This is a genomic window from Mesorhizobium sp. M2E.F.Ca.ET.219.01.1.1, assembly GCF_004016445.2.
GTDB lineage: Bacteria > Pseudomonadota > Alphaproteobacteria > Rhizobiales > Rhizobiaceae > Mesorhizobium.
Genome location: NZ_SADT02000003.1, coordinates 266,689 through 292,325 on the forward strand (window position 1 = coordinate 266,689; position 25,637 = coordinate 292,325).

The following is a 25,637-nucleotide window of genomic DNA, read 5'->3' on the forward strand; positions in this document are numbered from 1 at the left end:
CGGTTAGCTATGTCGAGATTCAGGTCAGGCCGAGTCGAAAGTAGTGGCTTTCGAGAACCCGAGCGGAGCGTACTTAAAAGTACGTGAGCACCGGAAGCGCAGGAAGCCGCTACTTGCAGACCGGCCTCACCTGAATATCGGCATAGCTAATGCGTGTCCGACCCGATATACGCAATGCGCAGCATATTGGTCGATCCAGGTGTCCTGAGCGGCACACCGGCCGTGATGATCACGCGGTCGCCAGGCTTGCCGAAACCTTCTTCCAGCGCGATGCGGCAGGCCCGGTCGACCATGTCGTCGAGATCGGTCGCATCCTCCGAAACCACGCAATGCGTGCCCCACAGCAGAGACAGGCGGCGCGCCGTGTTGAGGATCGGCGACAGCGCCACGATCGGCACCTGCGGGCGCTCGCGCGCGGCGCGCAGCCCGGTCGTTCCCGACGCGGTATAGGAGATGATCGCCGACAATTTCAGCGTCTCGGCGATCTCGCGGGCCGCCAGCGAAATGGCGTCGGCCCCGGTCGCCTCGGGTTCCGAACGCTGCGCGTTGATGATGCCGGCATAGGTCGGGTCGGTTTCGACCTTGGTGGCGATGCGGTTCATCATGCCGACCGCCTCGACCGGATAGGCGCCGGCCGCGGATTCGGCCGAAAGCATGATCGCGTCGGCGCCTTCGAAGACGGCGATGGACACGTCGGAAACCTCGGCGCGGGTGGGCACGGGCGCGGTGATCATCGATTCCAGCATCTGTGTCGCGATCACCACCGGCTTGCCGGCGCGGCGCGCCGCGCGTGTGATCTGCTTCTGGATGCCGGGCACGGCTTCGATCGGCATCTCGACGCCGAGATCGCCGCGGGCGACCATCAGCGCATCGGACAGCTCGATGATCTCAGGGAGCCGGGCAACGGCCTGCGGCTTCTCGATCTTGGCCATGATCAGCGCGCGGCCGCGCGCGATCTTGCGCGCCTCGGCCAGGTCCTCCGGCCGCTGCACGAAGGACAGCGCCACCCAATCGACGCCGGTGGCAAGCACCGCGTCGAGATCGGCGCGGTCCTTGTCGGTCAGCGCGCCGACCGGCAGGTCGGTGTCGGGCAGGCTGACGCCCTTCTTGTCGGAGATTCCGCTACCGGCAACGACGGTGCAGGCGATCGACTTGCCGTCGGCCTTCACCGCCTTCAGCTCCAGCTTGCCATCGTCGATCAAAAGTCTGTGACCGGCCTCGACCGAGCTCAGGATTTCGGGATGCGGCAGGTACACGCGCTTCGACGTGCCGGGTTCCGGATTGTCGTCGAGCGTGAAGGTCTGGCCGACAGTCAGCGCTTCCTTGCCGTTGGCGAACTTGCCCACCCTGAGCTTCGGACCCTGCAGGTCGGCGAGGATGCCGATCGGCCGGCCGACGGTGGCCTCGACGGCGCGGATGCGGCCGACCAGCGTGCGCATCAGCTCGTGATCGGTATGGCTCATATTGATGCGGAAGACATCGGCGCCCGCTTCGAAGAGCTTCTTCAGCATTTCCTCGGAGGAGGAAGCCGGACCGATGGTGGCGAGGATCTTGACCTTGCGGTTGCGTCTCATTGAGTGTTTGTTCCCGGAGCGGGGGTCGCTGGCGCGCCTCCCGTTGCGGGCTCGTCGGTCAGCTGGACCATCCAGCTGGCCTGCTCGCCCGTGTCATATTCCTGAAATCCGGCGCGTTGGAAGCCCCGGGCGACGCAATCATTCACGCCGGCGATCTTGAACTCTTTTTCGGCGACGCACATGTTAATCGGGCCGTCCCAGCGCCCGCCGCGCTCGGCGTCTTCTGCATAAAGATAATAAAACCTTGATGACAGCGGACCCTCGATCAGCGTCTTGCAGGTCGATCCTTCGATGTGCCACCAGCCCTCGGTGATCCAGCCGGCCTTGGCGCGATAGCCGATGCCGACGCCCACCAGATTTTGCGTTGCGTTGCAAACGCGGAAGTCGGCCCGGGCCGGCGAGGCCGCGGCTATCGCGAAAAATCCCGCGCAGACGATCAGCAACGGCAGGGCCAGGCGCTCACGCAGCCGGCCGGCAAAACCCATCGCAGATCCCCTTGCGAACCACATTTGCATCTCTCGAAGCCCCTTTTCAGCAAACTCCGGTCGCATGTCAACGTGCCGTTTTGTTCAATTCCAATCGATTTAGAAGGGCCCGTCGCGCAGATTCTCCCACCGCCGGGGATTTTTTGCGGAAACCTTGGCCAAACAACGGCATTGCGCCAGCGTCCTCTTCGTGGAATGACGATACCACATCGCAGCCGCCATCCCCTTTTCAGCCGATGACCCGATCCACAGTTTTCACGCCGTTCGACATTGTCGAGGGCGACCGCAAGAAAGGCGTCGTGCTTCTCGCCGACCACGCCCGCCGCGACCTGCCGGAGGAGTATGGCAGTCTCGGTTTGCCGGCGGCCGAATTCGACCGTCACATCGCCTACGACATCGGCGTCGAAACGGTGACGCGCGAGCTCGCGGCGGCGCTCGACGCGCCGGCGGTGCTGGCCGGCTTCTCGCGGCTGTTGATCGACCCCAACCGGGGCGAGGACGACCCGACCATGATCCGTCAGCTCTATGACGGCACCGTGGTGCCGGGAAACTATCCGATCGCCCCTGAAGAACGCGAGAGGCGGCTCGATCGTTTCTACAGACCCTATCACGACGCTGTCGGCGCGATGATCGCCTCCGTCGTCCACGCCTCGGGCAAGGCGCCGTTCATCTTCTCCGTCCATTCCTTCACGCCGGTGATGCAGGGTTTCGTCCGCCCCTGGCATGTCGGCGTGCTGTGGGACCGCGACGACCGTGTGGCGCGGCCGCTGATCGACATGTTGGCAAAGGACAAGGCCCTCATCGTCGGAGATAACGAGCCCTATGACGGCGCGCTGCGCGGCGACACCATGTTCCGCCACGCCATCGTCAACGGCTACGCCCATGCGCTCATCGAAATCCGCCAGGACCTGATCGCCGACCGTGCAGGGGCGCTTGCCTGGGCCGAGCGGCTGGCGCCGATCGTTGACGCCATCGACCGCCGTGCCGATATACACCAGGTGAAAATGTTCGGCTCGCGCACCGGGCCGGCGTGAGAAGGCCGACAGGCCGGGAGTTTTCCCAATGACCGAACTCAGCGACGACCAGAAGCGCGACTTCGAGGCAGCCGTTTTCCGCCGCCTGGTGGCGCATCTGCGCGAACGCGGCGATGTCCAGAACATCGACCTGATGAACCTCGCCGGCTTCTGCCGCAACTGCCTGTCCAACTGGTATCGCGAAACTGCCGAGGCCGAGGGTGTGGCGCTGTCGAAAGATGAATCGCGCGAGATCATCTACGGCATGCCCCATGCCGAATGGCAGGCGCTCAACCAGACCGAGGCTTCAGAAGCCAAGAAGGCAGAGTTCGAGGCCAAGCGCCCGAAGGATCATTGAGCCAACGGCGAGGGCATAAGGGCGAACGCTGGCGAAGGATCCCTACCGAGCGACTTTTCATTCGCACGCACCTGGTCCAAGCACTTCCTCGACGCGGTCCTTGACTACGAATTGAATCGATCTAATTTGCCGCGCAAAACCCCTTTGCATGGCAGATTTCAGACCATGAGCGTGCAAACTACGATGCAGGCCGCGACGCGCGGCCGCTGGGCCGTCGCCGGCATTTTCCTTGCCAATGGTTTCTTGACCGGCAGCTGGGCACCGCAGATCCCGGTCTTCCTGACCCGGCTCGACATCACCAAATTCACGCTCGGCCTGCTGATCCTTCTGTTCGGCGTCGGCGCGGTCATCGCCATGACCTGGTGCGGCCATCTCATCTCCAGGCATGGCTCGCGCAGCGTAACGCGCTGGTTCGGCATATGCGGCAGCTTCGGCCTGCTGATCGTGGCGCTGGCGCCCAATGTGCCGCTGGCGGCCATTGCCATGCTCATCTTCGGCGGCTCGATCGGCGGCATGGATGTCGCCATGAACTCGAATGCCGTGGTGGTGGAAAGAAGGCTTTCCCGGGCGATCATGTCGTCCTCGCATGGCTTCTGGAGCCTTGGCGGCTTCGCCGGCGGCGCGCTCGGCGGCTATTCGATCCAGAACTACGGCTATCTTCCCCATGCCGTCGCGGTGACGGTGATCGCCTTTGCCGTCATTGCCTTCGCCATTCGCTATCTCGTCGCCGATGACAAGCCGCAGGCCGTCGAACATCAGAAATTTACGCTGCCGCGGCACACGGCCGTCTACCTGGTCGGACTGATGGCGCTACTCACGATGATCTCGGAAGGCGCGGTGCTCGACTGGGCGGCGCTGTTCCTGCATCAGGAACTGGGCGCCGACCTCGCGGTCGCCGGCCTCGCCTATGCCGCCTTCTCCGGCGTCATGGCGCTGATGCGCTTCCTGGGCGACGGCGTGCGCAACCGCTTCGGCGCCGTGGCGACGCTGCGCGGCTCGGCGCTGGTCGCCGCTGCCGGCATGCTGGTCGCCGGCCTGTCGCCCTCGCCCTACCTCGCCATCGCCGCCTTCGCCTTCTGCGGCTTCGGCATCGCCAACATGGTGCCGATCCTGTTCTCGGCCGGCGGCAACCAGGAAGGCATGTCATCCGGCACCGGCATGAGCGTCGTCACCACCATGGGCTATTCCGGCATATTGGTGGCGCCGTCGGCGATCGGCTTCGTCGCCGAGCATTCGAGCTTCGGCCCGATCTTCGTCGCGCTGTCCGGGCTGCTGGTCATCGTGCTGTTGATGGCAGGGCTTGCTCACCGGGCTGAATTCGCTCCCGAACCGGTGCCCGCCGAATAGCGCTTCAGCTCCTCATGCAGGAAATCCGCCACGCGGCGGATGCGCATGCTGGTGCGCACGTCGCGATGCATGGCGAGCCACACGGGCAGAACCGGCAGGGGTACATCGGGCAAAAGCTTTTCCAGGTCCGGATCGCGGTCGGCCAGCGGCTCCTGGCCGAGGCCGATGCCGTTGCCGGTCCGCACCGCTTCCCACAGCACGATCTGGTTGTCGGTCCGGAAACGGAAATGGTTGCGGGTTACCGGAGTGCCGAAGGCGCTGAAGCCGCGAATGATCTCGTCGCTGCGGTCGAAACCGACCAAGACGTGGTCGGCAAGGTCGGCGGGTGTTTTTGGGCGGCCGCGCCGATCGAGATAGGAGCTTGCCGCGCATACGCAGAGCGCAATGTCGGTGACCTTACGCGCCACCAGCTCATTCTGCGCCGGCCTGACCATGCGGATAGCGATGTCGGCGTCGCGACGCAAAAGGTTCTCGACCTGGTTCGAGGCGACGATCTCGACCTCGATACCGGGCTCCTCTTCACCGAGCCGCGCCATCATGTCCGGCAGAACGAAGGCGGCGACCACCTCGCTAGCCGCGATGCGCACCGTTCCCTCGATCGCTTCGACCGAGCCTAGCGCCAAAAGCGAGAACGCATTGGCCTGCTCGCTGACCGCCCGCCCGCGCTCGTAAAGCGTGCTGCCAGCTTCCGTCAGCTCATAGCCTCGCCGCCCGCGCCGGAACAGCGTGACACCCAGCGCCGCTTCCAGTTCGGCGATATGGCGGCCAAGCGTCGGCTGGCTGGCTGCGAGCCTGCGCGCCGCTCCCGAAAGACTACCGGTTTCGGCGACCGCCACAAAACTTCTGATCAGGTTCCAGTCGAATTCTTTCATTCATTCTTGAATAACAGAATGCCGATTTCAGTCAATTTCAATTCGTTTGTGAACGCCTCACATTAGCCGGGCAAACGCAAGCAACGGAGAGAACAAATGACCAAGATCGCAATCCTCGGCGCTAATGGCCGGCTCGGCCGCGTGGTCGGCAAGGCCTTCATCGATGCCGGCTTCGACGTCCGCGCCGTCACCCGCACCGGCAAGGTGCCGCCCGAACTGAAGGGCGCCACCGCCGTTGCCGGCGACGCGCTGGACCGCCAATCCCTGATCCGCGCCACACAAGGCGTCGACATCGTCTTCAACGGCCTGAACCCGATCTACACCGACTGGGGCAAGTGCATGCCGATGGCCGAGAACGTCATGGCCGCTTGCCGCGAAAACGGCGCCCTGCATCTATTTCCGGGCACGGTCTACAATTACGGCTCGCCGATGCCGCGGGTGATCACGGAAGCAACGCCGTTCCATCCGACCACCGAGAAGGGCCGCATCCGCTGCGCCATGGAAGCGCTGTTCCGCCGCGAGGCAGAAGCCGGCCGGGTGCGCACCATCATTCTCAGGGCCGGCGACTTCTTCGGCGGCACCGGCTCGGGCTCCTGGTTCGACCTCGTCGTCGCGGCCAAGATCGCCAAGGGTGTCTATACTGCACCTGGCCCAGCCGACCTGACGCATGAATGGGCCTATCTGCCGGACTTCGCCGTGGCCTTCGTCGGCCTGGCGAAGAACTTCGACAAAACGGGCTCCTTCGAAGCCATCAACTTCCCGGGTCATGCCATCACCGACGTCGACATGAAGGCGGCGGCCGAGAAGGCGCTCGGCCGCAAGCTGAAGCTCTCCTTCATGCCCTGGTGGGTGCTGCGCGCCGGCAGCCCATTCGTCGCCATGTGGCGCGAGATCGTGTCGATGTCCTATCTGCGCTTCGAACCGCACCGGCTGGTCTCGACGCGGCTGGAAGAAGTCATTGGCGAAATCCCGCATACCCCGCTCGACCAGGCGGTGAAGGAGGCCTTGCAGGATATCGGCATCGCCGTGCAGCCCTCGCGCCTGGCTGCTTGATCAAAAGCTCCAACGAAAGATGAAACGGCCGGGTTTCAAAGCCCGGCCGCAATTCATTGAAGGTCAGATTCTGCCCATCAGCAGCAGGATCAGCAACACGACCAAAATGACACCGACGATGCCGGAAGGGCCGTAGCCCCAGGAGCGCGAATGCGGCCAGGCCGGCACGGCGCCGATCAGGATCAGGATCAGGATTATTACGAGAATTGTACCGATCGTCATGAAAAATCCTCGCCGTCTGGTTGAACTTCGAGGGAACAATGCAAAAAGCCGCCCGGTTGTTCCGGACGGCTTCTTGCACTGCCTACCTGGAAAAGCTCTATTCCGCGGCTTTCGGAAAGGCCTCCGCCGGCTCGACGCCGGTCTCGCTGGCGGGCGCGTCGGTCGAGACCTCGCCCTTGCCGCGCCGGAACAGGCGGCCAAACCAGTTGCGCCGCTGGCCGGGCTTCACCTTGGCGCGGGTGAACACCATAAGCATCGACGGCGTCACCACCAACGTCAGCAGCGTGGCGAAGGACAGGCCGAAGACGATCGCCGAGGACAGCGATATCCACCATTGCGTCGACGGCGCGTTGATCGTCGTCTCGTGATGGAAGATTTCCAGGCCGAGGCCGAAGGCGATCGGCAGCACGCCGAGGATGGCCGACACCGCCGTCAGCACCACCGGACGGGCGCGCTCGCGGCAGGTCTGCAGCACCGCGTCCATCTTGTCCCAGCCTTCCTCGCGCAACCGGTCATAGGTGTCGATGAGCACGATGTTGTTGTTCACCACCACGCCGGCGAGCGCGATGACGCCGATGCCCGACATGACGATGCCGAAGGCCTCGCCTGTCAAAAGCAATCCGAGGAACACGCCGATCGTCGCCATGACCACGCAGGACAAGACAAGCCACACGCTGGTGAACTTGTTGAACTGCGCCAAGAGCACCAGGAAGATGAGAAAGATCGCCGCGCCAAAGGCCTTGCCGAGGAAGGCGCTGGCCTCCGCGCTGTCCTCGTTGGAGCCGGCGAGCTTCCAGCGTATGCCGCTGCCGAGATCCATGTCGGCGACGGCGTTGGTGACCTGTTCCTGCACCGCCGCGACCTGCGCGCCGGCACTGACATTGGCCTGCACGACCACGGTTCGCGCGCCGTCGATGCGGTTCAGGATGCCGACGGTCGGCTCAGGCTTGCGCACGACGAAGTTGGAGATCGGCACCGACCCTTGCGAGGTCTGCACGCGAAGCTCGTCGAGCGTCGACAGCGTGCGCCTGTCCTCGGGCAGGCGCAGCCGGATGTCGACAGCGTCGTCGGCGCCGGCCGGCCGGTATTCAGAAAGCTTGAGGCCGTTGGTGACCAGCTGCACCACCGTGCCGACGGAAGTCGGGCTGATGCCGTATTGCGCCGCCTTGGCGCGGTCGACCTCGAGCGCCCAATCGACGCCGGGCGGCGGCAGGCCGTCCGAAATGTCGATGACGTTGGGGATCTTGGCGATCCGCGCCGCGACCGCGCGCGCCTTGTCGTCGAGCCCGGCCGGATCGGCGGCCGACAGCCGGATCTGGATCGGCTTGCCGGTCGGCGGGCCGGCTTCCGGCACGCGCACTTCGACATCGACGCCGGGAATGCCCGCCATCACGCCGCGCAGATCGTCGAGGATCTGGTTGGCGGATTTGCGCTCGCGCCAGTCGACGAACTCGTACTGGATGACGCCGACCACGTCCTCGGGAATGTCCTGGCCGCCGCCTTGCGTCTTGCCGACGCGCGTGTAGACCGATTTCACGCCGGGCCAGCCGAGCAGCCGGTTCTCCGCGGTCTTCGTCGCGGCGTCCATTTCGGCCAGCGAAAGATTGCCGCGGGCATGGACATAGAGCAGGCCGTAATCCGGTTCGACGCTGGGGAAGAACTCGACGCCGGCGCCATATTTCGAATAGGCGAAGCCGACGCCGACCAGCAGGCCGACGGTGAGCAGGATGACGGTGATCGGGAAGCGCACCGCCTGCTTGACCACGGCCATATACCAGCCGTCGCGATTGCCCTCCTCGTGATGCTCCGGTGCCTTGGCGAAGATCGCGCCCAGCGTCGGCGCGAAAACCAACGCGTAAAGCATCGAGGCCGACAGCGTCACGATCAGCGTGATCGGCATGTACTTCATAAAGTCGCCGATGATGCCGGGCCAGAACAAGAGCGGCGAGAAGGCGGCGATGCGCGTCATCGTCGCCGCGATCACCGGGCCGGCCATGCGCCTGGCGGCCAGAGCGAAGGCATCCGCCTTCGGCATGCCCTCGCTCATGCGCCGTTCCGCGAATTCGGTGACGATGATGGCGTCGTCCACCAGCATGCCGACGGCCAGGATCAGGCTGAACAGCACGATCATGTTGATCGTGTAGCCCATCATGGCGAGCAGCAGGATGCCCATAAGGAACGATGACGGGATGGCAAGCCCGATGAGCAGCGAGGCGCGTCCCGACAGCGCGTAGAGGATGACGATGAACACCAGGATGACGGCGATCATCACATGGTTCTGCAGGTCGCCCAGCAGTTGGTTGACGAAGACCGACTTGTCCTGCGTGTAGGTGACGTGCATGCCCTCCGGCATCGTCTTGATGAAATTGTCCGACACCTCCCTGACATGGGTCAGCGTGTCGATGAGATTGGCGCCGATGCGCTTCTTCACCTCGATCGCGATCGCCGGCTTGCCGTCGAGCCGGGTGACCGTCTCGGCGTCCTTGAAGGTCGAGCGTATGGTGGCGATGTCCTTGGCCTGGACCACGGCGTTCGGCGTGGCGACGACCGGCAGGTTGGCGACATCCTCGGGCGTCTCGATCAGCGACGGCACCTTGACCGCGTATTTGCCTTCCGACCCTTCGAGATTGCCGGCCGCCACCAGGCTGTTCGACGAAGCGACGCCCTGGATGACCTGGTCGAGCTGCAGCCCGTAGGAGGAAAGCTTCACCGGATCGACGACCACCTCGACCAAATCGTCGCGCGCGCCCTGTATGGTGCCCTCAAGAACGCCCGGCACTTCCTCGATGCGGTCGCGCAATTCGCGCGCGGCGGATGTCAGCACACGCTCGGGCACATCGCCGGACAGCGTCACGACCAGGACGGGAAACTCGGAAATGTTGACCTCGGTAACAACCGGTTCTTCTGCCGCCTGAGGCAAGTCAGCCTTCGCGTCCTGAACCTTCGAACGTGTATCAGTCACCGCGGTGTCGACTTTTATAGACGGCAGAAACTCAAGAAAGACAAAGGCGCCGCCCTGATAGGCGGATGACTTCATCTCCTTTAACCCTTTGAGACTCTTGAGCTTTGCCTCCAGTGGCCTAAGCAGAAGCCTTTCAGCGTCTTCGGGCGCAATGCCTTGATAGGCGACATTTATGTAAACGTAAGGGGTAGGAACGTCGGGCTCCGCTTCCTTCGGCGTCGACTGATAGGCGACCCAGCCGGCGACGAGCAGGAACAGCAGCGCCGAAATCGTGAGGCGGGCGTTGTTGATGGCGAGTCTGACGATATCCATGACTTCGGCCTGTTATGCTTCCAAGGCTGCGAACTGCCGTCGCGGATTGGTCCGGCGACGGATGCGTCGTGCTTTACTGCGTGCCGGCGGTGGCTTCGCCGATCAGCTTGTTGATGGTCGCCTGGTCGGCTTCGACGGGCTTCACCAAGTCGCCCTCCTTCACCAGCTCCTGGCCGGCGACGATGATACGCGCATCTTCCGGAATGCCGCCCAGCACCAGGCCGCGCGGCGTGTCGTCGACCAGATCGATCGGGAAGAACGCCACCTTGTTGTCCTTGCCGACGGCGCGAATGCCGAGATCGCCCTTGTCGCCAAGCGTCACCACCGAGCGCGGCAGCATGACTGCATTGGTCGGCTCGGCGCTGAGCGTGATCTCGGCCGTCATGCCGGCGGGGATGGAGCCGTCGCCATTGGGGATCGCCACTTCGACGCGGAAGGTCCGGGTCTGCGCCGAGGCGTCGCGGCTGATATAGCGTACCGTGCCGGTGACCTTCTGGTCGTTGACCAGGCGCACATCGGCCTCGTCGCCAATCTTGACATAGCGCAGGTCGCGCTCGCTGATCTCGCCGCGCGCGATCACCGGATCGAGCTTAAGGACCGTCGCCACCTCGCCGCCCTGCATCACCGAACTGCCGAGCTCCACCGGAATCCGGTCGATGACACCGTCGAACGGCGCCTTGACCTCGTTGCGGTCGAGCTCGGCCTGCGCGGTTTCGAGCTGCGATTGCGCCTGGGTCAGGTTGGAGCGGGCGGTGTCGAGCTGCAGCTTCGGCAGATTGCCGGTCTTGGCCAGCCGCTCGGCGGCATCGAGCTCGGCCTTGCGCTGCACCACAAGCTGCTTCGCGTTGTCGACCATCGAGATTTTCTCTTCGGCAGCAAGCATCAGCACCAGATCGCCCGTCTTGACGTGGTCGCCCTGCTTGACCGGCAGCTTGTCGATGACGCCGTTGACGCGCGTTGCAAGAACCGCGCGCTTGTCGGCCTCGGTGAGACCCGAGATCCGTATCGCCCGCGCGAAGGTCTTGCGCGGCGGCGTGACCACTGCGACGGTGCGAGGCGCTGCCTTCGGCTCGGCTTCGGCTGTCTTCGCGTTGGCGGCCTCCGGCTGGCCGGCGCCGGCCTGCTTGTCGGTGGTGACCGACTTGCCGGTGCCAACCGATTTGTCGGCGGCGCTGCCGACGGAGGAAAACTCGCCCGTCCCCATCCAGGCCGCGAAACCGATGAGCACAGCTATGGCCGCAAGCTTGTGAAACCTGATTTTCGGCATCGTCATTTTTCCGTTGCAGGACCTGGCGAGGTCGGCGCTTCCGACTGGGGCGCGCGGCCGATATGGGTGTGCGCGGGGCCTAGTTCAATTTGCCGTGATCGGCGGACGCGCGCTTCTACCTGAAAGTTGCGGCGCAATATAGTCGGAAAAGTTGCAAGAACATTGCGGGATGGAACGCTGTGCCTCGACAAAAGCGGGCTGTTCTGCCCGCCGGCTGGCGCTTTGCCGGCGCGCCGGCAGGTTTCCCCAACGTTACTGGCAGCAGCCGTCAGCATGATGCGAAAAATCGTTCATCGCCGGCGACAACCGCCCGGTTGGAGCGCGGTCAAACTCCCGCTATGCTCCGGTTGAGGCTGTCAAGTGATGAGGTTGAGCAACCGGAAGATCCGCTCGAATGTCCTGCCGTAGGGCGGGCGCAGCAGGCTGCCCGCGCTGAGCTTCGACTGGATGAAGATCGGCTTTTCCTTGCTGAAGGTGCGGAACCCCCATTCGCCGTGATAGGCTCCGGTGCCGCTCTCGCCGACCCCGCCGAAGGGCTGCCGCTCCTGCACCAGATGCAGCATGCAGTCGTTGATCGTGACGCCGCCGGCGACCGTCTCGCGCATCACCTTTTGGCGGTTGGCGCTGTCGCTGCCGAACCAGTAGAGCGCCAGCGGACGCTCGCCCCGGTTCACATGGTCGATGGCCTCGTCGACCGTGCCATATTCGACGATCGGCAGCACCGGCCCGAAGATCTCCTCGCGCATCAGCCGCAGATTGTCGCCGGCATTGCGCACCAGCACCGGCGCCATCTTGCGGTCGCTGACGCCGAGCGTCTCGTTGGCCGGGTTGACCTCGATGATGTCGGCGCCGCTGTCGCGCGCTTCCGCGACCATGTCGCTCAGCCGCCGGTGATGCCGCTCGCTGACGATCGCCGTATAGTCGGGATTGTCGCCAAGCCGCGGATAGAGCTTGGCCATGGCGGCCGAAAACTTGGCCGCGATCGCCGCGCCTTGGCCTTGCGGCACCATCAGATAGTCCGGCGCGATGCAGGTCTGTCCGGCATTGAGCAGCTTGCCATAGGCGACGCTGGCGACCGCCGCATCGAGGTCGCAGGAGGGATCGAAGATAGCCGGCGACTTGCCGCCAAGCTCGAGCGTCACCGGCGTCAGATTGGCGGCAGCGGCCAGCGCAACCTGGCGGCCGACGGCGGTCGAGCCGGTGAACAGGAGATGGTCGAACGGCAGCGACACGAATGCCTTGCCGACATCCGCGTCGCCGACCATCACGCTGACCTCATCGGCGGCGAAATATTTTTCGACCAGGCCGGCAAGCAGATCCGAAAACTTCGGCGTCAGCTCGGACGGCTTGATCATGACGCGGTTGCCGGCAGCGAGCGCCGCAGTCGCCGGCGCAACGGCGAGTTGGAACGGATAGTTCCACGGCGAGACGATGCCGACGACGCCGAGCGGCTGCGGCAAGAGGCGGTTGCGGCCGGGCATGAACGGCAGGCTGGTGGCGACGCGCCGCTCGCGCATCCAGGCGCTCAGATGCGACAGCGCATGCCTGATGCCGGCGCGCACGACGAACAATTCGGCAAGTCGCGTCTCCTGCGCCGAGCGGGCGGAAAAATCGCTGTCGATCGCCGCACAGATCTCGGCCTCATGTTTTTCGGTGAGCGCCAGAAGACGGTTCAGCCGGTCCTTGCGCATGTCCAGTGTCGGGAAGGGCTCCTTCTCGAAGGCCCTGCACTGCGCTTCAAACCGGACTCCGAGCGCGTTCTGCCTGGTCTGCAGCATCGCAACCTCCCCTTTACGTTCAGGTAAGACTACATCGCGCCGCAGGCATGATCCAGCGCTCCGCCGGTTCCGTTGGGGAAGATGCTGACAGCCAGGACGGACTTGCTGACAGGTAGGAAGACCTTAAGCCCGCCGTCGCGCCGATTCCGGCTTGATGCGCGCGGCGAGGAATTCCTTGACGCGGCGCCCTGGTGCCGGGCCGCGCAACGGCTTGAAGCCGTCATCGAGCTCGCCCGAGAGATCGAGCGTCGCCCGCTGGCCGACGGCATCGTAATTCTCTTCCAGCCAGTCGCTGGCAGCACTGCGGCCAAGGTCGCGCAGATAGGCAATGAAAGCCCATTCGGCATTGACCTTGGACGACGCCGAAAGGTCCTTGAACGCCTCGTCGGCGTCGATGCGGTGCATGCGGATGTCACGATATTCGCCATGCGGCAGGCGTCCGGCCGCGATCAGCTCCTTGACGAAGGCGATCGAGCGGAATTCGCGCAGCAGCCCGGCATTGAAGGTGATCTCGTCGATGCGGTTCTGGATCTCGTTGGCGCTTTTCGGCGTGCCTTCGCGCACCACGGGATTGATCTGCACCAGGAGCACATCCTCGGTAGCCGCCGCCTTGAAGAAGGGAAAGAGCGCCGGATTGCCGCCATAACCGCCATCCCAATAGGGAACGCCCTTGATCTCGACCGCACGGAACAATTGCGGCAGGCAGGCCGAGGCCATCACCGTGTCGAGGTCGATTTCGCCGTCGGAGAAGACGCGCAGCTGCCCGGTCTCGACATTGGTCGCCGAGACGAACAGCTCCATCGACTTGCAGGCGCGCACATTGCCGAAGTCGATCTCCTTCGCCACCACATCGCGCAGCGGGTTGAGGCCGAGCGGATTGGCGACATAGGGCGAGAACACTCGCGACATCGTGTCGAAGAAGAGATAGCCCGGCGTGTTCTCGATCGACCAGTTGCCCCATGCGATGTCCCACGGCATGCGCTGTACCGGGCTGAAACGGCCCTTTGAGGCCACCGCCCGCCAGAAATCGTCGAGCTTTTTTCGCGCGCCTTCCACGCCGCCCCGGACAAAACCGTCAGCCAGCGCCACCGCGTTCATGGCCCCGGCGCTGGTGCCGGACACCGCCGCGATCTCCAGCCGCCCATCCTCCAGCAGGCGATCGAGGACGCCCCAGGAGAAGGCGCCATGCGAGCCGCCGCCCTGGAGCGCGATGTTGATCTTCTTCTTTTCCTCCGCCTTGCCGTTCTTCGCCATGGCGTTGTCCTTGATATGCCGAGCGCCTCGCTGGATCTGCCATCGGACAGCATCAAAGCGAAATTATGTTGCAGTGCAGCATATAGGCACCCCGAAACACAAGGACACATGAAATCTTTGTCACCAGGCTCCAGACAAAAAGCGCCGCCCTGAGGTGTGTCGAGATTCAGGTCAGGCCGAGTCGAAAATGGTGGTTTCCGAGAACCGGAGCGGAGCGTACTTTGCGTACGTGAGCACCGGAAGCGCAGGAAGCCGCCATTTGCAGGCCGGCCTCACCTGAATATCGACGCACCTAGGCCACAAGATCCGGCACCGGCCCTACATAACGCGATTGCGGGCGGATCAGCCGTCCGGTCGCCTGCTGCTCGCGCGCATGCGCGACCCAGCCGGCGACGCGGCCGGCGGCGAAGACGTTGGAGAAAGCCTCTTTCGGGAAGCCGACCGCTTCGAGCAGAAGCGCGGTGTAGAACTCGACATTGGTCTGGATGGAGCGCTGCGGCTTGGCGATCCTGAGCACATCGAGCGCGGCCTGTTCCACCGTCTCGGCGAAAGCCAGCCGGCTGCCGGTCTCGTTGCGGGAACCAAGCTGCCGCACCACCGCCTTCAGCGCGTCGGCGCGCGGATCGCGCACGCGGTAGATGCGATGGCCGAAACCCATGATGCGCTCGCCATGCGCGATCTCATTACCGAGCCATGCGGTGGCGTCGCCACTCGCCTCGATGGCGTCCAGCATCTCGATCACCGGCCCCGGCGCACCGCCATGCAGCGGGCCCTTCAGCGCGCCGAGCCCGGCCAGGATCGCCGAGGTCAGCCCGGCCTGTGTCGAGGCCACCACGCGGGTGGCGAAGGTCGAGGCATTGAGCCCGTGGTCGCAGACCGTCACCAGATAGCTGTCCAACGCCTTGGCAAGCGCGGGCGAAGCGGTACCGGCGAGCATCCGCAGCATATCGCCGGCGTGATCGGCTTTTGCGTTGGGAGCGATCGGCGTCTCGCCCCGGCCAATCCGCAGCAGGGCCGGCGTCAGCACCGCCGGCGCCGCGATCAGGCGCAGCGCGTCGGCAAGCCCATCGCCATCCGGCAGGACGGCCATGCCGGCCCGCATGCCGCTGTAGATATCGAGCGGCGCAAGCTGAGCAAGCAGCGGTTTCACACGCTCAAATACCTCGACCCGCGCGTTGCCGATCGCCTTCTCCAGTTCAGCATCGCCGGGAAGATCGTCGAAGAAGCCGTCGAACAGCAGGCGCACCACCTGCGTATAGCGCCAGCGGCCGACCAGTTCCGCCAGCGAATGGCCGCGGATGGTGAGATGCCCGCCAGCACCGTCGACATCGGAAAGCACCGTGTCGGCCGCCACAACATCATCGAGCCCATTCGCCATGATCGTCTCCTTGACCTTTTGCGCATTGCAATTAATGCTGCGCAATCAACGCATCAATCTTGATCAAGATAATCAATGTAAGGCGGCAGATGACGGAATGGCTGACTCGGGAGCAGGCGCTGGAGCGCCTGAATGTCAGGCCGCAGACGCTCTATGCCTATGTCAGCCGCGGCCGTATCGGTATGAAGCCGGACGACGCCGACCCGCGCCGCAGCCAGTACCGCGCCGACGATATCGCAGCACTTGGCACGCGCCGCGACCGCGGACGGAGCCCGCGGGCGATCGCCGAAAGCGCCATCGCCTGGGGCGAACCGGCCATCGCCACGTCGATCTCAACGGTGCTGCATGGCCGGCTGATCTATCGCGGCAGGGACGCGGTGGCGCTTTCGGCGACGGCGACGCTGGAGGAGACCGCCGAACTCCTGTGGGCCTCCGACCGTCCGGTGTCGTTCGCCTCGCTGACGTCGTCGGCCGCCCGGCAAAGCGGCACGCCGGCCGCCTTCGCCAGGCTCTCGGCGCTGGCCGCTGAAGGCTGGCCCTCGCTCGGCCGCAGGCCGGCCATGCTGCAGCAGGACGGCGCCGCCGCCATCAGCGCGCTGGCCACCGCGCTCGGCGCGACGCCGGGCTCCGAATCCGTCCACATCAGGCTGGCGCAGGGCTGGTCCGTTGAGGCGGCCGGCGCCGACCTTATCCGCAGGGTGCTGGTGCTGCTGGCCGATCACGAGCTCAACGCCTCGACCTTCGCCGCCCGCGTCGCGGCCTCCACCGGGGCGCCGATCGCCGCCTGCCTGCTCGCTGGCCTCGCGACGCTCACCGGCCCGCGTCACGGCGGCGCGGGTGCGGCGGCGATCGCGCTGGTCGAGGATGCGGAGCGGCTAGGTCCCGACGAGGCGATCGCCCGCTGGCTCGCGCATGACCGGCCGCTGCCCGCCTTCGGCCACCCGCTCTATCCGGAAGGCGACCCGCGCGCCGAGGGCCTCTTCTCCGGCCTCAAGATCGACGACGGGCTGTCGCGGCTGCGCAAGGCGATCCTCGCCGCGACCGGTCTGCATCCCAACATCGACTTTGCGCTTGCGGCGATGACGCGCAGCCTGCGCCTGCCCGCCGACGCTCCCTTCCGCCTGTTCGCGCTCGGCCGCAGCGTCGGCTGGACGGCGCATGCCATCGAGCAGGTGACCAGCAACAGGCTGATCCGGCCCCGCGCCCGCTATGACGGGCCGGTCGGGATTTAGTGGATGGGTCTTCTATAAGGGTGAAGCGCTTAGTGCTTTGCCTTGCGGCAAGTCGCGCCAGGGTGTGCCGAGATTCGGGTCAGGCCGAGTCGAGAACGATGGCTGCCGAGAACCGGAGCGGAGCGTACTCAAAGTACGTGAGCACCGGAAGCGCAGGCAGCCGTCGTTCGCAGGCCGGCCTCACCCGAATATCGGCATACCCTAAGACATCGTGTCGAGCTTGCGCTGCATCGCCGCGATCTGCGCCTTCAGTTCCTGCAGATCGTCGGACTTCTCTTCCTTCTTCGGCGGCTCGGCCGGGGCCGCGGCATTGCTGCCGGCGGGCGGGAACGGCGTGAACATGCGCATGGCGTTCTGGAACATCTCGACATTGCGGCGCGTCTGTTCCTCGAGCGCCTTCATCGGCGTCTTCATCATGTCGATCGGCGTCTTGCCGAAGGCGCCCTTCATCTGCTCGCGAAACCGCTCCTGCTCCTTGGAGAAGGCGATCATCGACTGTTCGAGGAAGCTCGGCACGATCATCTGCATCTGATCGCCGTAGAAGGAGATGAGCTGTCGCAGGAACGGGATCGGCAGCATGTTCTGCCCGTCCTTGTTCTCCAGCTCGAAAATGATCTGCGTCAGCACCGGATGCGTGATGTCGTCGCCGGTCTTTGCGTCCTGGACCGTGAACTCCTCGCCCTTCTTGACCATCTCGGCCAAGTCCTCGAGCGTCACATAGGTGCTCGTGCCGGTGTTGTAGAGCCGGCGGTTTGCATACTTCTTGATGACGATCGGGTCGTCTTTTGCGGCCATCCGTATCCTCCCCAGGACACCGGCACCTCTAGGAGTAAGCGGCCGGTAACGATTGCGCCCTCTATCGAGGATACGCGCAAAAGCGTCACAATTCCAAGTGGTTTGTGCACTGCGGCATCAATTAATGCTGCACAGCCATTGCAAAATCCGCCGCGCGGCCGACGTCACGTTCCCGCGACTGGCGCGCGCTCTGCTTGCCGCGCATGGCGGCCATGCCCATTTCCGGTTTGACTCAGATCATTGAACGGGCAAGAAAAGTCTTCAACGATAGCCTAAAATACGACACCTCGAAGTCTGGAGAAGAAAATGGCCGCTTCCAATTCAATCGTCGTCGCCAGCGCCGCCCGCACCGCGGTCGGCTCCTTCAACGGCAGCTTCGCCGCCACGCCGGCGCATGAGCTCGGCGCCGTGGTCATCAAGGAACTGCTCGCCCGCGCGAGCGTCGAGGCCGCGGAAGTCGACGAGGTCATCCTCGGCCAGGTGCTAACCGCCGCTCAGGGACAGAACCCGGCCCGCCAGGCGTCGATCAATGCCGGCCTGCCGAAGGAGACCACGGCCTGGGGCCTCAACCAGGTTTGCGGCTCGGGCCTGCGCGCCATCGCGCTCGGCATGCAGCAGATCGCCGCCGGCGACGCCAAGGTGATCATCGCCGGCGGCCAGGAATCGATGTCGCTGTCGCCGCATGCCGAGCACCTGCGCGCCGGCGTCAAGATGGGCGACTACAAGATGATCGACACCATGATCAAGGACGGCCTGTGGGACGCTTTCAACGGCTACCACATGGGCAACACCGCCGAGAACGTCGCCCGCCAGTTCCAGATCACCCGCGAAACCCAGGACGAGTTCGCGCTGGCCTCGCAGAACAAGGCCGAGGCCGCGCAGAAGGCCGGCAAGTTCAAGGACGAGATCGTCGCCTTCACCATCAAGGGCAGGAAGGGCGACACGGTCGTCGACCAGGACGAGTATATCCGCCACGGCGCGACGCTCGACGCCATGACCAAGCTGAAGCCCGCTTTCGACAAGGACGGCACGGTCACCGCCGCCAACGCCTCTGGAATCAATGACGGCGCAGCCGGCGCGCTGCTGATGACCGAGGCCGAGGCCGCCCGCCGCGGCATCACCCCGCTGGCGCGCATCGCTTCATGGGCGACCGCCGGCGTCGACCCGGCGATCATGGGCACCGGACCTATCCCCGCCTCGAAGCGGGCGCTGGAGAAAGCTGGCTGGTCGGTCAAGGACCTCGATCTCGTCGAGGCCAACGAGGCCTTCGCCGCGCAGGCCTGCGCCGTCAACCAGGGCATGGGCTGGGACCCCTCGATCGTCAACGTCAATGGCGGCGCCATCGCCATCGGCCATCCGATCGGCGCGTCCGGCGCCCGCATCTTCAACACGCTGGTTTACGAGATGCGCCGCAGAAGTGCCAGGAAGGGCCTTGCCACGCTGTGCATTGGCGGCGGCATGGGCGTCGCCATGTGCGTGGAAGCGCTGTGAGCGAATAGCAAATAGGGAGTAGCGAATAGGGAAGAAAAAGCGACGCGCGCGGCGGGACATCAAATCCCTACTCGCTATTCGCTACTCCCTATTCGCTCAGACGATTTCAAAGGGAGGACCACATGAGCAAAGTAGCAATCGTCACCGGCGGATCGCGCGGCATTGGTGCTGCGGTATCGGTCGCCTTGAAGAACGCCGGCTATTCGGTCGCGGCCAATTATGCCGGCAATGACGAGGCAGCCCAGAAATTCAAGGCCGAGACCGGCATCCCGGTCTACAAATGGTCCGTCGCGGACTACGAGGCCTGCGCCGCCGGCATCAAGCAGGTCGAAGCCGATCTCGGTCCGGTCGGCGTGCTGGTCAACAATGCCGGCATCACCCGCGACGCCATGTTCCACAAGATGACGCCCGCACAGTGGAAGGAAGTGATCGATACCAACCTCTCCGGCGTCTTCAACATGACGCACCCGCTGTGGGGCGGCATGCGCGATCGCAAGTTCGGCCGCGTCATCACCATTTCCTCGATCAACGGCCAGAAGGGCCAGGCCGGCCAGGTCAACTATTCGGCGTCGAAGGCCGGCGACATCGGCTTCTCGAAGGCGCTCGCACAAGAAGGCGCCCGCGCCGGCATCACCGTCAACGTCATCTGTCCGGGCTATATCGCCACCGACATGGTCAAGGCGATCGACGAGAAGGTGCTCAATGAGCGCATCATCCCGCAGATCCCCGTCGGCCGCCTCGGCGAGCCGGAAGAGATCGCGCGCTGCGTCGTCTTCCTGGCTTCCGACGAGGCCGGCTTCATCACCGGCTCGACCATCACCGCCAATGGCGGCCAGTACTTCGCCTGACAGCATTTGTCGCCATGGCGGCTCCTGTTAGCGAGTAGCAAATAGGGAGTAGCGAATAGGGAGTAGCGAATAGGGAAGAACGGCGGCGTCAGCGCGACGGCTATCAGATTTCTATCCCCTATTCCCTATTCGCTACTCCCTATTCGCTCCAACTTGCCTCAATTCGGGACGCAAAAGTTAACGGCCCGGCCGCGCTCTGTGCACAACCCCTTCACAAGCTGTGAATCCTCGGTGGGTAAGCTGTGGACAACACCATATCTAGGGGTGAACAAACCGTGAAACTTCCTGCATCTCCGATTCGTCGCCGATTCGTTCTGGCTTTGGCCGGAAAGTTAACCGCGGGAAGCGAAAACGTTACCCAAATCGTTAAAAGCGATTAAGAAAAATCAACAAATTCATAACCTTGACGATGGCCCTCGAATCGATCCCGACCGTTCACCGGCAAAAGTTAACGGCGGCTCGATCCGGCGGAGGCAAGGCATGAATTGGGCCAGTTTCCCGATTCAGCATGTGGTGAGACTCGCTGTCAAAAAATCCACATATAGCCGTGAACAAAACCTGAATCAGATCGAGTCAGCGATTCGTCGCTGATTCGTTCCAGACTCGTTCCAGCCGTTAACAACGACCGATTTTGGCTGCCCCGACCGGCCCTGCCTGTCCTCGAAGGAACATTCCGCTTTCTCTTCCCGCCCGAAGTCCCTATGTGTCCCTTGTCACACGCGGCGGCACCGCCGTGCTCCAGACTGCAAGCGGCAGAAACCTTATTTCCGAGCCGATGAACATCCAGCCGAAACATTCCCAGCCACTGATCCTTTCGGGCCGCGACGTGACGGCCGTGCTCGGCCCGACCAACACCGGCAAGACCCATCTCGCCATCGAGCGCATGGTCGCGCATGAGACCGGCATCATCGGCCTGCCGCTCCGGCTGCTCGCCCGCGAGGTCTATGCCCGCGTCTGCGAGAAGGTCGGCGCCCACAAGGTGGCGCTGATCACCGGCGAGGAGAAGATCGTCCCTGCCGGCGCGAAATATTCGGTCTGCACCGTCGAGGCGATGCCGCGCGAGACCGACGCCGCCTTCGTTGCCATCGACGAAGTGCAGCTCGCCGGGGACCTCGAGCGTGGCCATATCTTCACCGATCGCATCCTGCATCTGCGCGGCCGCCAGGAGACGCTGCTGCTGGGCGCGGCCACCATGCATGGCATCCTGCAGAAGCTCTTGAAGGGCGTCTCCGTGGTGACCCGGCCGCGCCTGTCGCATCTCGCCTATGCCGGGTCGAAGAAGCTGACCCGGCTGCCGCGGCGCACGGCGATCGTCGCTTTCTCGGCCGACGAGGTCTATGCCATCGCCGAGCTGATCCGCCGTCAGCAGGGCGGTGCGGCCGTCGTGCTCGGCGCGCTCAGTCCCCGCACCCGCAACGCGCAGGTGGAGATCTTCCAGTCCGGCGACGTCGACTATCTCGTCGCGACCGACGCCATAGGCATGGGGCTGAACCTCGACCTCGAGCATGTCGCCTTCGCCCAGAACCGCAAGTTCGACGGCTACCAATACCGCAACCTCAGCGCCGCCGAGCTCGGCCAGATCGCCGGCCGCGCCGGCCGGCATCTGCGCGACGGCACGTTCGGCGTCACCGGCCAGGTCGACCCGTTCGACGAGGATCTGGTCGCCAAGATCGAGGCGCATGATTTCGACCCGGTGAAGGTGCTGCAATGGCGCACCGCCGATTTCGATTTTTCCAGCCTCGACGCGCTCAAGCGCTCGACTGAGACCAATGCGCCGGTCGAGGGGCTGACCCGCGCGCTGCCGGCTGTCGACGCGCAGGCGCTGGAGCATCTGTCGAAGGACGGCGACATTCGCGCTTTGGCCACCGGCAAGGAGCGTGTCGCGCTGCTCTGGGAAGCCTGCGCGCTCCCCGACTACCGCAAGATCGCGCCAGCCCAGCACGCCGACCTCATCGCCTCCATCTATATGGACCTTGCGCGCCATGGCCATGTCGATGAGAATTACATGGCCGAGCAGGTGCGGCGCGCCGACACGACGGAAGGCGATATCGACACGCTCTCGCACCGGATCGCGCAGATCCGCACCTGGACTTTCGTCTCCAACCGCCCTGGCTGGCTGGCCGATCAGCTACACTGGCAGGAAAAGACGCGCGAAATCGAAGACAGATTGTCGGATGCGCTGCATGAGCGGTTGACGAAACGCTTCGTAGACCGCAGGACTTCCGTCCTCATGCGGCGCCTTAGAGAAAATACCATGCCTGAAGCCGAAATCAGCCCAACCGGAACCGTCCTCGTCGAAGGCCATCATGTCGGCGAGTTGCAGGGGTTCCGCTTCACCGCCGACCAGAGCGCCGGCGGCGAGGACGCCAAGGCGGTGCGCACCGCTGCCCAGAAGGCGCTTGCGGCCGAGTTCGACGCGCGCGCGGAACGCTTTGCCGCCTGCGCCAATGGCGACCTGGCCCTGGGCTCCGACGGCGTCCTGCGCTGGATCGGCGCGCCGATCGGCACGCTGGTCGGCGGTGACGAGGCGCTGAAGCCGCGCCTGGTCCTGCTTGCCGACGAGCAACTGACCGGCTCTGCCCGCGACAAGGTCGCGGCGCGCGCCGAGCGTTTCGTCAATTTCCAGATCGAGTCGCTGCTGAAGCCCCTGGTCGATTTGAAGAATGCCGACCAGCTCACCGGTATCGCGCGCGGCATCGCCTTCCAGCTCGTCGAGCATTTCGGCCTGATCAATCGCCGCGACATCGCCGAGGAGATGAAGTCGCTCGATCAGGAAGGCCGCGCCGCGCTGCGCCGGCTCGGCGTGCGCTTCGGCGCCTACCATGTCTTCGTGCCGGCGCTGATCAAGCCGGCTCCGGCCGGCCTGGTGACCTTGCTCTGGGCGCTGAAGAACGACGGCAAGGACAAGCCGGGCTTCGGCGATGTGGTGCATGCGCTGGCCTCCGGCCGCACCTCGGTCGTCATCGACCCAGCCTTCGACAAGACCTTCTACAAGCTCGCCGGCTACCGCAATCTCGGCCGCCGCGCCGTGCGCGTCGATATCCTCGAGCGGCTTGCCGACCTCATCCGCCCGGCGACCAACTGGAAGCCCGGCCTTGGCCAGCGCCCGGACGGCGCCTATGACGGCCACGCCTTCATGGTGACGCCGCCGATGATGTCGATCCTTGGCGCCACCGCCGACGACATGGAAGAGATCCTGAAGGGTCTCGGCTATCGCTCCGAGGCGAAGCCGGCCGCCGAAGTGAAGGCGAAGCTCGACGCGCTGGACGACGCTGTCCGTGAGCAGGCCGCAGCCAAGCTGGCGGCGGAAGAAGCGGCGCGTGCCGCGCAGGCAGCGGCGGCCGAAGTTGCGACGACGGACACGGTTGCCGAGACATCGCCCGAGGGTTCGGAGCCGGCCGCAGTAGAACCCGTCGCCGAAGCTCCGGCTGAAGCCGTCGCGGAAGTGGCGGCGGAGCCTGTCGCGGGAGAGCCGGCAGAGGTTCCGATCGAGGTCGCGGAAGAGGCTCCGGCTGTGGAAGAGACCGCAGTGGTGGACATTGCTGCAGCGACCGAGTCGGCCGCAAGCGCCGACGCGCTTACCTCCCCCTCGATGGGGGAGGTCGCGGCGCGAAGCGACGCGGGTGGGGGTGAGGGCGCCGACGATACAGGCAGTGCCGATACCACCGAAGCCGGCGCTCCCACCGCCCCGGCGCTGCGCGCCGACCCTCCCCACGAGGGGGAGGGTACTGCCGCTGCCAGCGAGGGGCCGGTCGGGGCCGAAGAGCCAAAACCGATCCTTCTGTGGCGGCAAGCCCGTTTCGACCATCAGCGCCCGCGCCATCGCCAGGACAACCGCCGCGACAATCGTCCGCGCGGTGGCCAGCCCGCGCGCGAGGCAGGCGCCGGAGGCGGCCAGCCCGGCGACAAGCCGGCGAATGAGGCTCGCCGCGACGGCGCCGGCAAGCCGCGCTTCGACCGCTCGAAATTCAAGCCGAGGCCGGATGCGGGCGACCGCCGCGAGGGCGGCGAACGCCGCGAAGGCAGGCCGCAAGGCGAGCGCCCGGATCGCCACGAAGGGGGCCGCCGCGACGGCCGGCCCGACTGGAAGGCCAACCGGCAGGACGGCAAGGGCAACGCGCCGGGCGGCAAGCCGGCCTTCCAGGGCAAGCCGCGCGAAGAGCGCCCGCAGCGCTTCGATCCGGATTCGCCCTTCGCCAAGCTCGCCGCCTTGCGCGACCAGCTGAAGAAATAACCTCGGCCGGTTGCAATGGTTGGAGAAGGCCGCCAGCGCATCGACAAATGGCTGTTCTTCTCGCGCGCGGTGAAATCGCGCTCGCTGGCGGCGAAGGTCGTCGTCGCCGGACGCGTCCGCATCAATCGCGACAAAGCAGCGCAGGCCTCCGATCTGGTGAAGCCCGGCGACGTGCTGACCATCACGCTCGAGGGCCGTATCCTGGTCTGGAAAGTGATGGATTGCGGCGTGCGGCGCGGGCCGGCCGATGAAGCGCGCCTGCTTTACGAGGACATGTCGCCGGCACCGACGCCCAAGGGCGAGGCCGTTGCGGACGCCATTCCGGCACTGCGCGAGGCCGGCAGCGGCCGCCCGACCAAACGCGAGCGCCGCCAGACCGACCGTCTGTTAAGCGACGATTGAGACATAACCGGCCCGGTGCGTAGCCGGAGCAATTCCGCGAAACCTGCGCGGCGATCAGGCTCGGTGGCCTCGATCCGCTGTTCCGGCCGGAATTCCTTTCCGGCCCTCCGGCTCCGCCGGCAATCCCTACCCTTGCATGCGGCGGGCAAAGGCGTTACCTCAGCCAAAAAGCCCAACAAAATGGGACGTTCCGGAGCCTGCAATGACCTATGTCGTGACCGACAATTGCATCAAATGCAAATATATGGACTGCATCGAGGTCTGTCCGGTCGACTGCTTCTACGAGGGCGAGAACATGCTCGTCATCCATCCCGACGAGTGCATCGACTGCGGCGTGTGCGAGCCCGAATGCCCGGCGGACGCGATCAAGCCGGACACCGAGGGCGGTCTCGACAAATGGTTGCAGATCAACGCCGAATACGCCGAGAAATGGCCGAACATCACGGCCAAGAAAGAACCGCCGGCCGACGCCAAGACCTTTGACGGCGAGACCGGGAAGTTCGAGAAATATTTCTCGACCGAACCCGGCGAGGGTGATTGATAAAGAGGCCTATAGCGCGGGCATGACGCCGCGTAACGGGGCCGATACAAATACTGTCTTGACAGGCAGCGCTGCCGCTTGGCGTCAGCGAACGCGGCAAAACCTTGATTCTTCCGACTTTTTGTGTTACATAAGCCAAACATGCCGGTGACACGACGTCGATTTATGGCGCTAACGCCCCAAATCACTGAAAGGTGAGCTTTTAAATCCGGACCAGAG

The 25,637-nt window shown here is 64.7% G+C and carries 20 protein-coding genes; 10 read left to right on the plus strand and 10 right to left on the minus strand.

Annotated features, from left to right (window positions below; genetic code table 11):
* Positions 1–146: 146 nt before the first annotated feature.
* Together pyk and EN862_RS18585 are read right to left on the minus strand one after the other, a co-directional pair.
* Positions 147–1,574 (minus strand): pyruvate kinase, encoded by a 1,428-nt coding sequence (gene pyk, locus EN862_RS18580; protein ID WP_127865622.1) that lies wholly within the window; start codon positions 1,572–1,574, stop codon positions 147–149.
* Positions 1,571–2,125, minus strand: coding sequence for a DUF1036 domain-containing protein (locus tag EN862_RS18585; RefSeq protein WP_189401837.1), 555 nt, complete (start codon positions 2,123–2,125; stop codon positions 1,571–1,573). The genes pyk and EN862_RS18585 overlap by 4 nt, the downstream gene beginning before the upstream one ends.
* A gap of 170 nt (positions 2,126–2,295) precedes the next feature.
* On the opposite strand from EN862_RS18585, the gene EN862_RS18590 reads away from it, so the two are divergent.
* From EN862_RS18590 to EN862_RS18600, 3 genes are all read left to right on the plus strand, one after another.
* Entirely contained in the window at positions 2,296–3,093 is a 798-nt protein-coding gene (locus EN862_RS18590) for an N-formylglutamate amidohydrolase (protein ID WP_127865620.1), read from the plus strand.
* Between the two features lie 28 nt (positions 3,094–3,121).
* Entirely contained in the window at positions 3,122–3,430 is a 309-nt protein-coding gene (locus EN862_RS18595) for a DUF1244 domain-containing protein (RefSeq protein WP_127865619.1), read from the plus strand.
* A gap of 165 nt (positions 3,431–3,595) precedes the next feature.
* On the plus strand, positions 3,596–4,777 hold the full coding sequence (locus tag EN862_RS18600) for an MFS transporter (RefSeq protein ID WP_127865618.1): 1,182 nt from the start codon (positions 3,596–3,598) through the stop codon (positions 4,775–4,777).
* Here EN862_RS18600 and EN862_RS18605 read toward each other — a convergent pair.
* Positions 4,735–5,649, minus strand: coding sequence for a LysR family transcriptional regulator (locus EN862_RS18605; protein WP_127865617.1), 915 nt, complete (start codon positions 5,647–5,649; stop codon positions 4,735–4,737). The two genes, EN862_RS18600 and EN862_RS18605, sit on opposite strands and share 43 nt — an antisense overlap.
* Positions 5,650–5,745: 96 nt before the next feature.
* On the opposite strand from EN862_RS18605, the gene EN862_RS18610 reads away from it, so the two are divergent.
* Positions 5,746–6,702 (plus strand): SDR family oxidoreductase, encoded by a 957-nt coding sequence (locus EN862_RS18610; protein WP_127865616.1) that lies wholly within the window; start codon positions 5,746–5,748, stop codon positions 6,700–6,702.
* A gap of 63 nt (positions 6,703–6,765) precedes the next feature.
* On the opposite strand, the gene EN862_RS18615 is transcribed toward EN862_RS18610, so the two are convergent.
* The 6 genes from EN862_RS18615 to EN862_RS18640 all read right to left on the minus strand — a co-directional run bounded on the left by EN862_RS18615 (position 6,766) and on the right by EN862_RS18640 (position 15,875).
* Complete coding sequence (locus tag EN862_RS18615; protein ID WP_040991775.1) at positions 6,766–6,924, minus strand: DUF3309 family protein; 159 nt, start codon at positions 6,922–6,924, stop codon at positions 6,766–6,768.
* A 97-nt stretch (positions 6,925–7,021) separates the two neighbouring features.
* Positions 7,022–10,198, minus strand: a complete 3,177-nt coding sequence (locus EN862_RS18620; protein ID WP_127865615.1) for an efflux RND transporter permease subunit — start codon at positions 10,196–10,198, stop codon at positions 7,022–7,024.
* Positions 10,199–10,271: 73 nt separating this feature from the next.
* Positions 10,272–11,465, minus strand: coding sequence for an efflux RND transporter periplasmic adaptor subunit (locus EN862_RS18625; RefSeq protein ID WP_127865614.1), 1,194 nt, complete (start codon positions 11,463–11,465; stop codon positions 10,272–10,274).
* A gap of 356 nt (positions 11,466–11,821) precedes the next feature.
* Positions 11,822–13,243 carry a coniferyl aldehyde dehydrogenase gene (locus tag EN862_RS18630; protein WP_127865613.1) on the minus strand — a complete coding sequence of 474 codons (1,422 nt, stop codon included), beginning with the start codon at positions 13,241–13,243 and terminating at the stop codon, positions 11,822–11,824.
* Positions 13,244–13,366: 123 nt separating this feature from the next.
* Positions 13,367–14,497 carry a patatin-like phospholipase family protein gene (locus EN862_RS18635; protein WP_127865612.1) on the minus strand — a complete coding sequence of 377 codons (1,131 nt, stop codon included), beginning with the start codon at positions 14,495–14,497 and terminating at the stop codon, positions 13,367–13,369.
* Positions 14,498–14,789: 292 nt separating this feature from the next.
* Positions 14,790–15,875 (minus strand): citrate synthase/methylcitrate synthase, encoded by a 1,086-nt coding sequence (locus EN862_RS18640; RefSeq protein ID WP_127865611.1) that lies wholly within the window; start codon positions 15,873–15,875, stop codon positions 14,790–14,792.
* A gap of 89 nt (positions 15,876–15,964) precedes the next feature.
* Between EN862_RS18640 and EN862_RS18645 the strand changes: the two genes are divergently transcribed.
* Positions 15,965–17,107, plus strand: a complete 1,143-nt coding sequence (locus EN862_RS18645) for a citrate synthase (protein ID WP_127865610.1) — start codon at positions 15,965–15,967, stop codon at positions 17,105–17,107.
* Between the two features lie 201 nt (positions 17,108–17,308).
* Here EN862_RS18645 and phaR read toward each other — a convergent pair whose 3' ends face one another.
* Positions 17,309–17,902 (minus strand): polyhydroxyalkanoate synthesis repressor PhaR, encoded by a 594-nt coding sequence (gene phaR, locus EN862_RS18650; protein WP_112129655.1) that lies wholly within the window; start codon positions 17,900–17,902, stop codon positions 17,309–17,311.
* Positions 17,903–18,208: 306 nt separating this feature from the next.
* On the opposite strand from phaR, the gene EN862_RS18655 reads away from it, so the two are divergent.
* From EN862_RS18655 to fdxA, 5 genes are all read left to right on the plus strand, one after another.
* Entirely contained in the window at positions 18,209–19,393 is a 1,185-nt protein-coding gene (locus tag EN862_RS18655) for an acetyl-CoA C-acetyltransferase (RefSeq protein ID WP_127865609.1), read from the plus strand.
* Positions 19,394–19,515: 122 nt separating this feature from the next.
* The gene (phbB, locus tag EN862_RS18660) at positions 19,516–20,241 is read left to right on the plus strand and encodes an acetoacetyl-CoA reductase (protein ID WP_127865608.1); all 726 of its coding nucleotides are present in this window, start codon (positions 19,516–19,518) and stop codon (positions 20,239–20,241) included.
* 775 nt (positions 20,242–21,016) lie between these two features.
* Positions 21,017–24,475, plus strand: coding sequence for a helicase-related protein (locus tag EN862_RS18665; RefSeq protein ID WP_127865844.1), 3,459 nt, complete (start codon positions 21,017–21,019; stop codon positions 24,473–24,475).
* A 15-nt stretch (positions 24,476–24,490) separates the two neighbouring features.
* Positions 24,491–24,877, plus strand: coding sequence for an RNA-binding S4 domain-containing protein (locus EN862_RS18670; protein WP_127865607.1), 387 nt, complete (start codon positions 24,491–24,493; stop codon positions 24,875–24,877).
* 202 nt (positions 24,878–25,079) lie between these two features.
* The gene (gene fdxA / locus EN862_RS18675; RefSeq protein ID WP_127865606.1) at positions 25,080–25,418 is read left to right on the plus strand and encodes a ferredoxin FdxA; all 339 of its coding nucleotides are present in this window, start codon (positions 25,080–25,082) and stop codon (positions 25,416–25,418) included.
* Positions 25,419–25,637 lie beyond the last annotated feature (219 nt).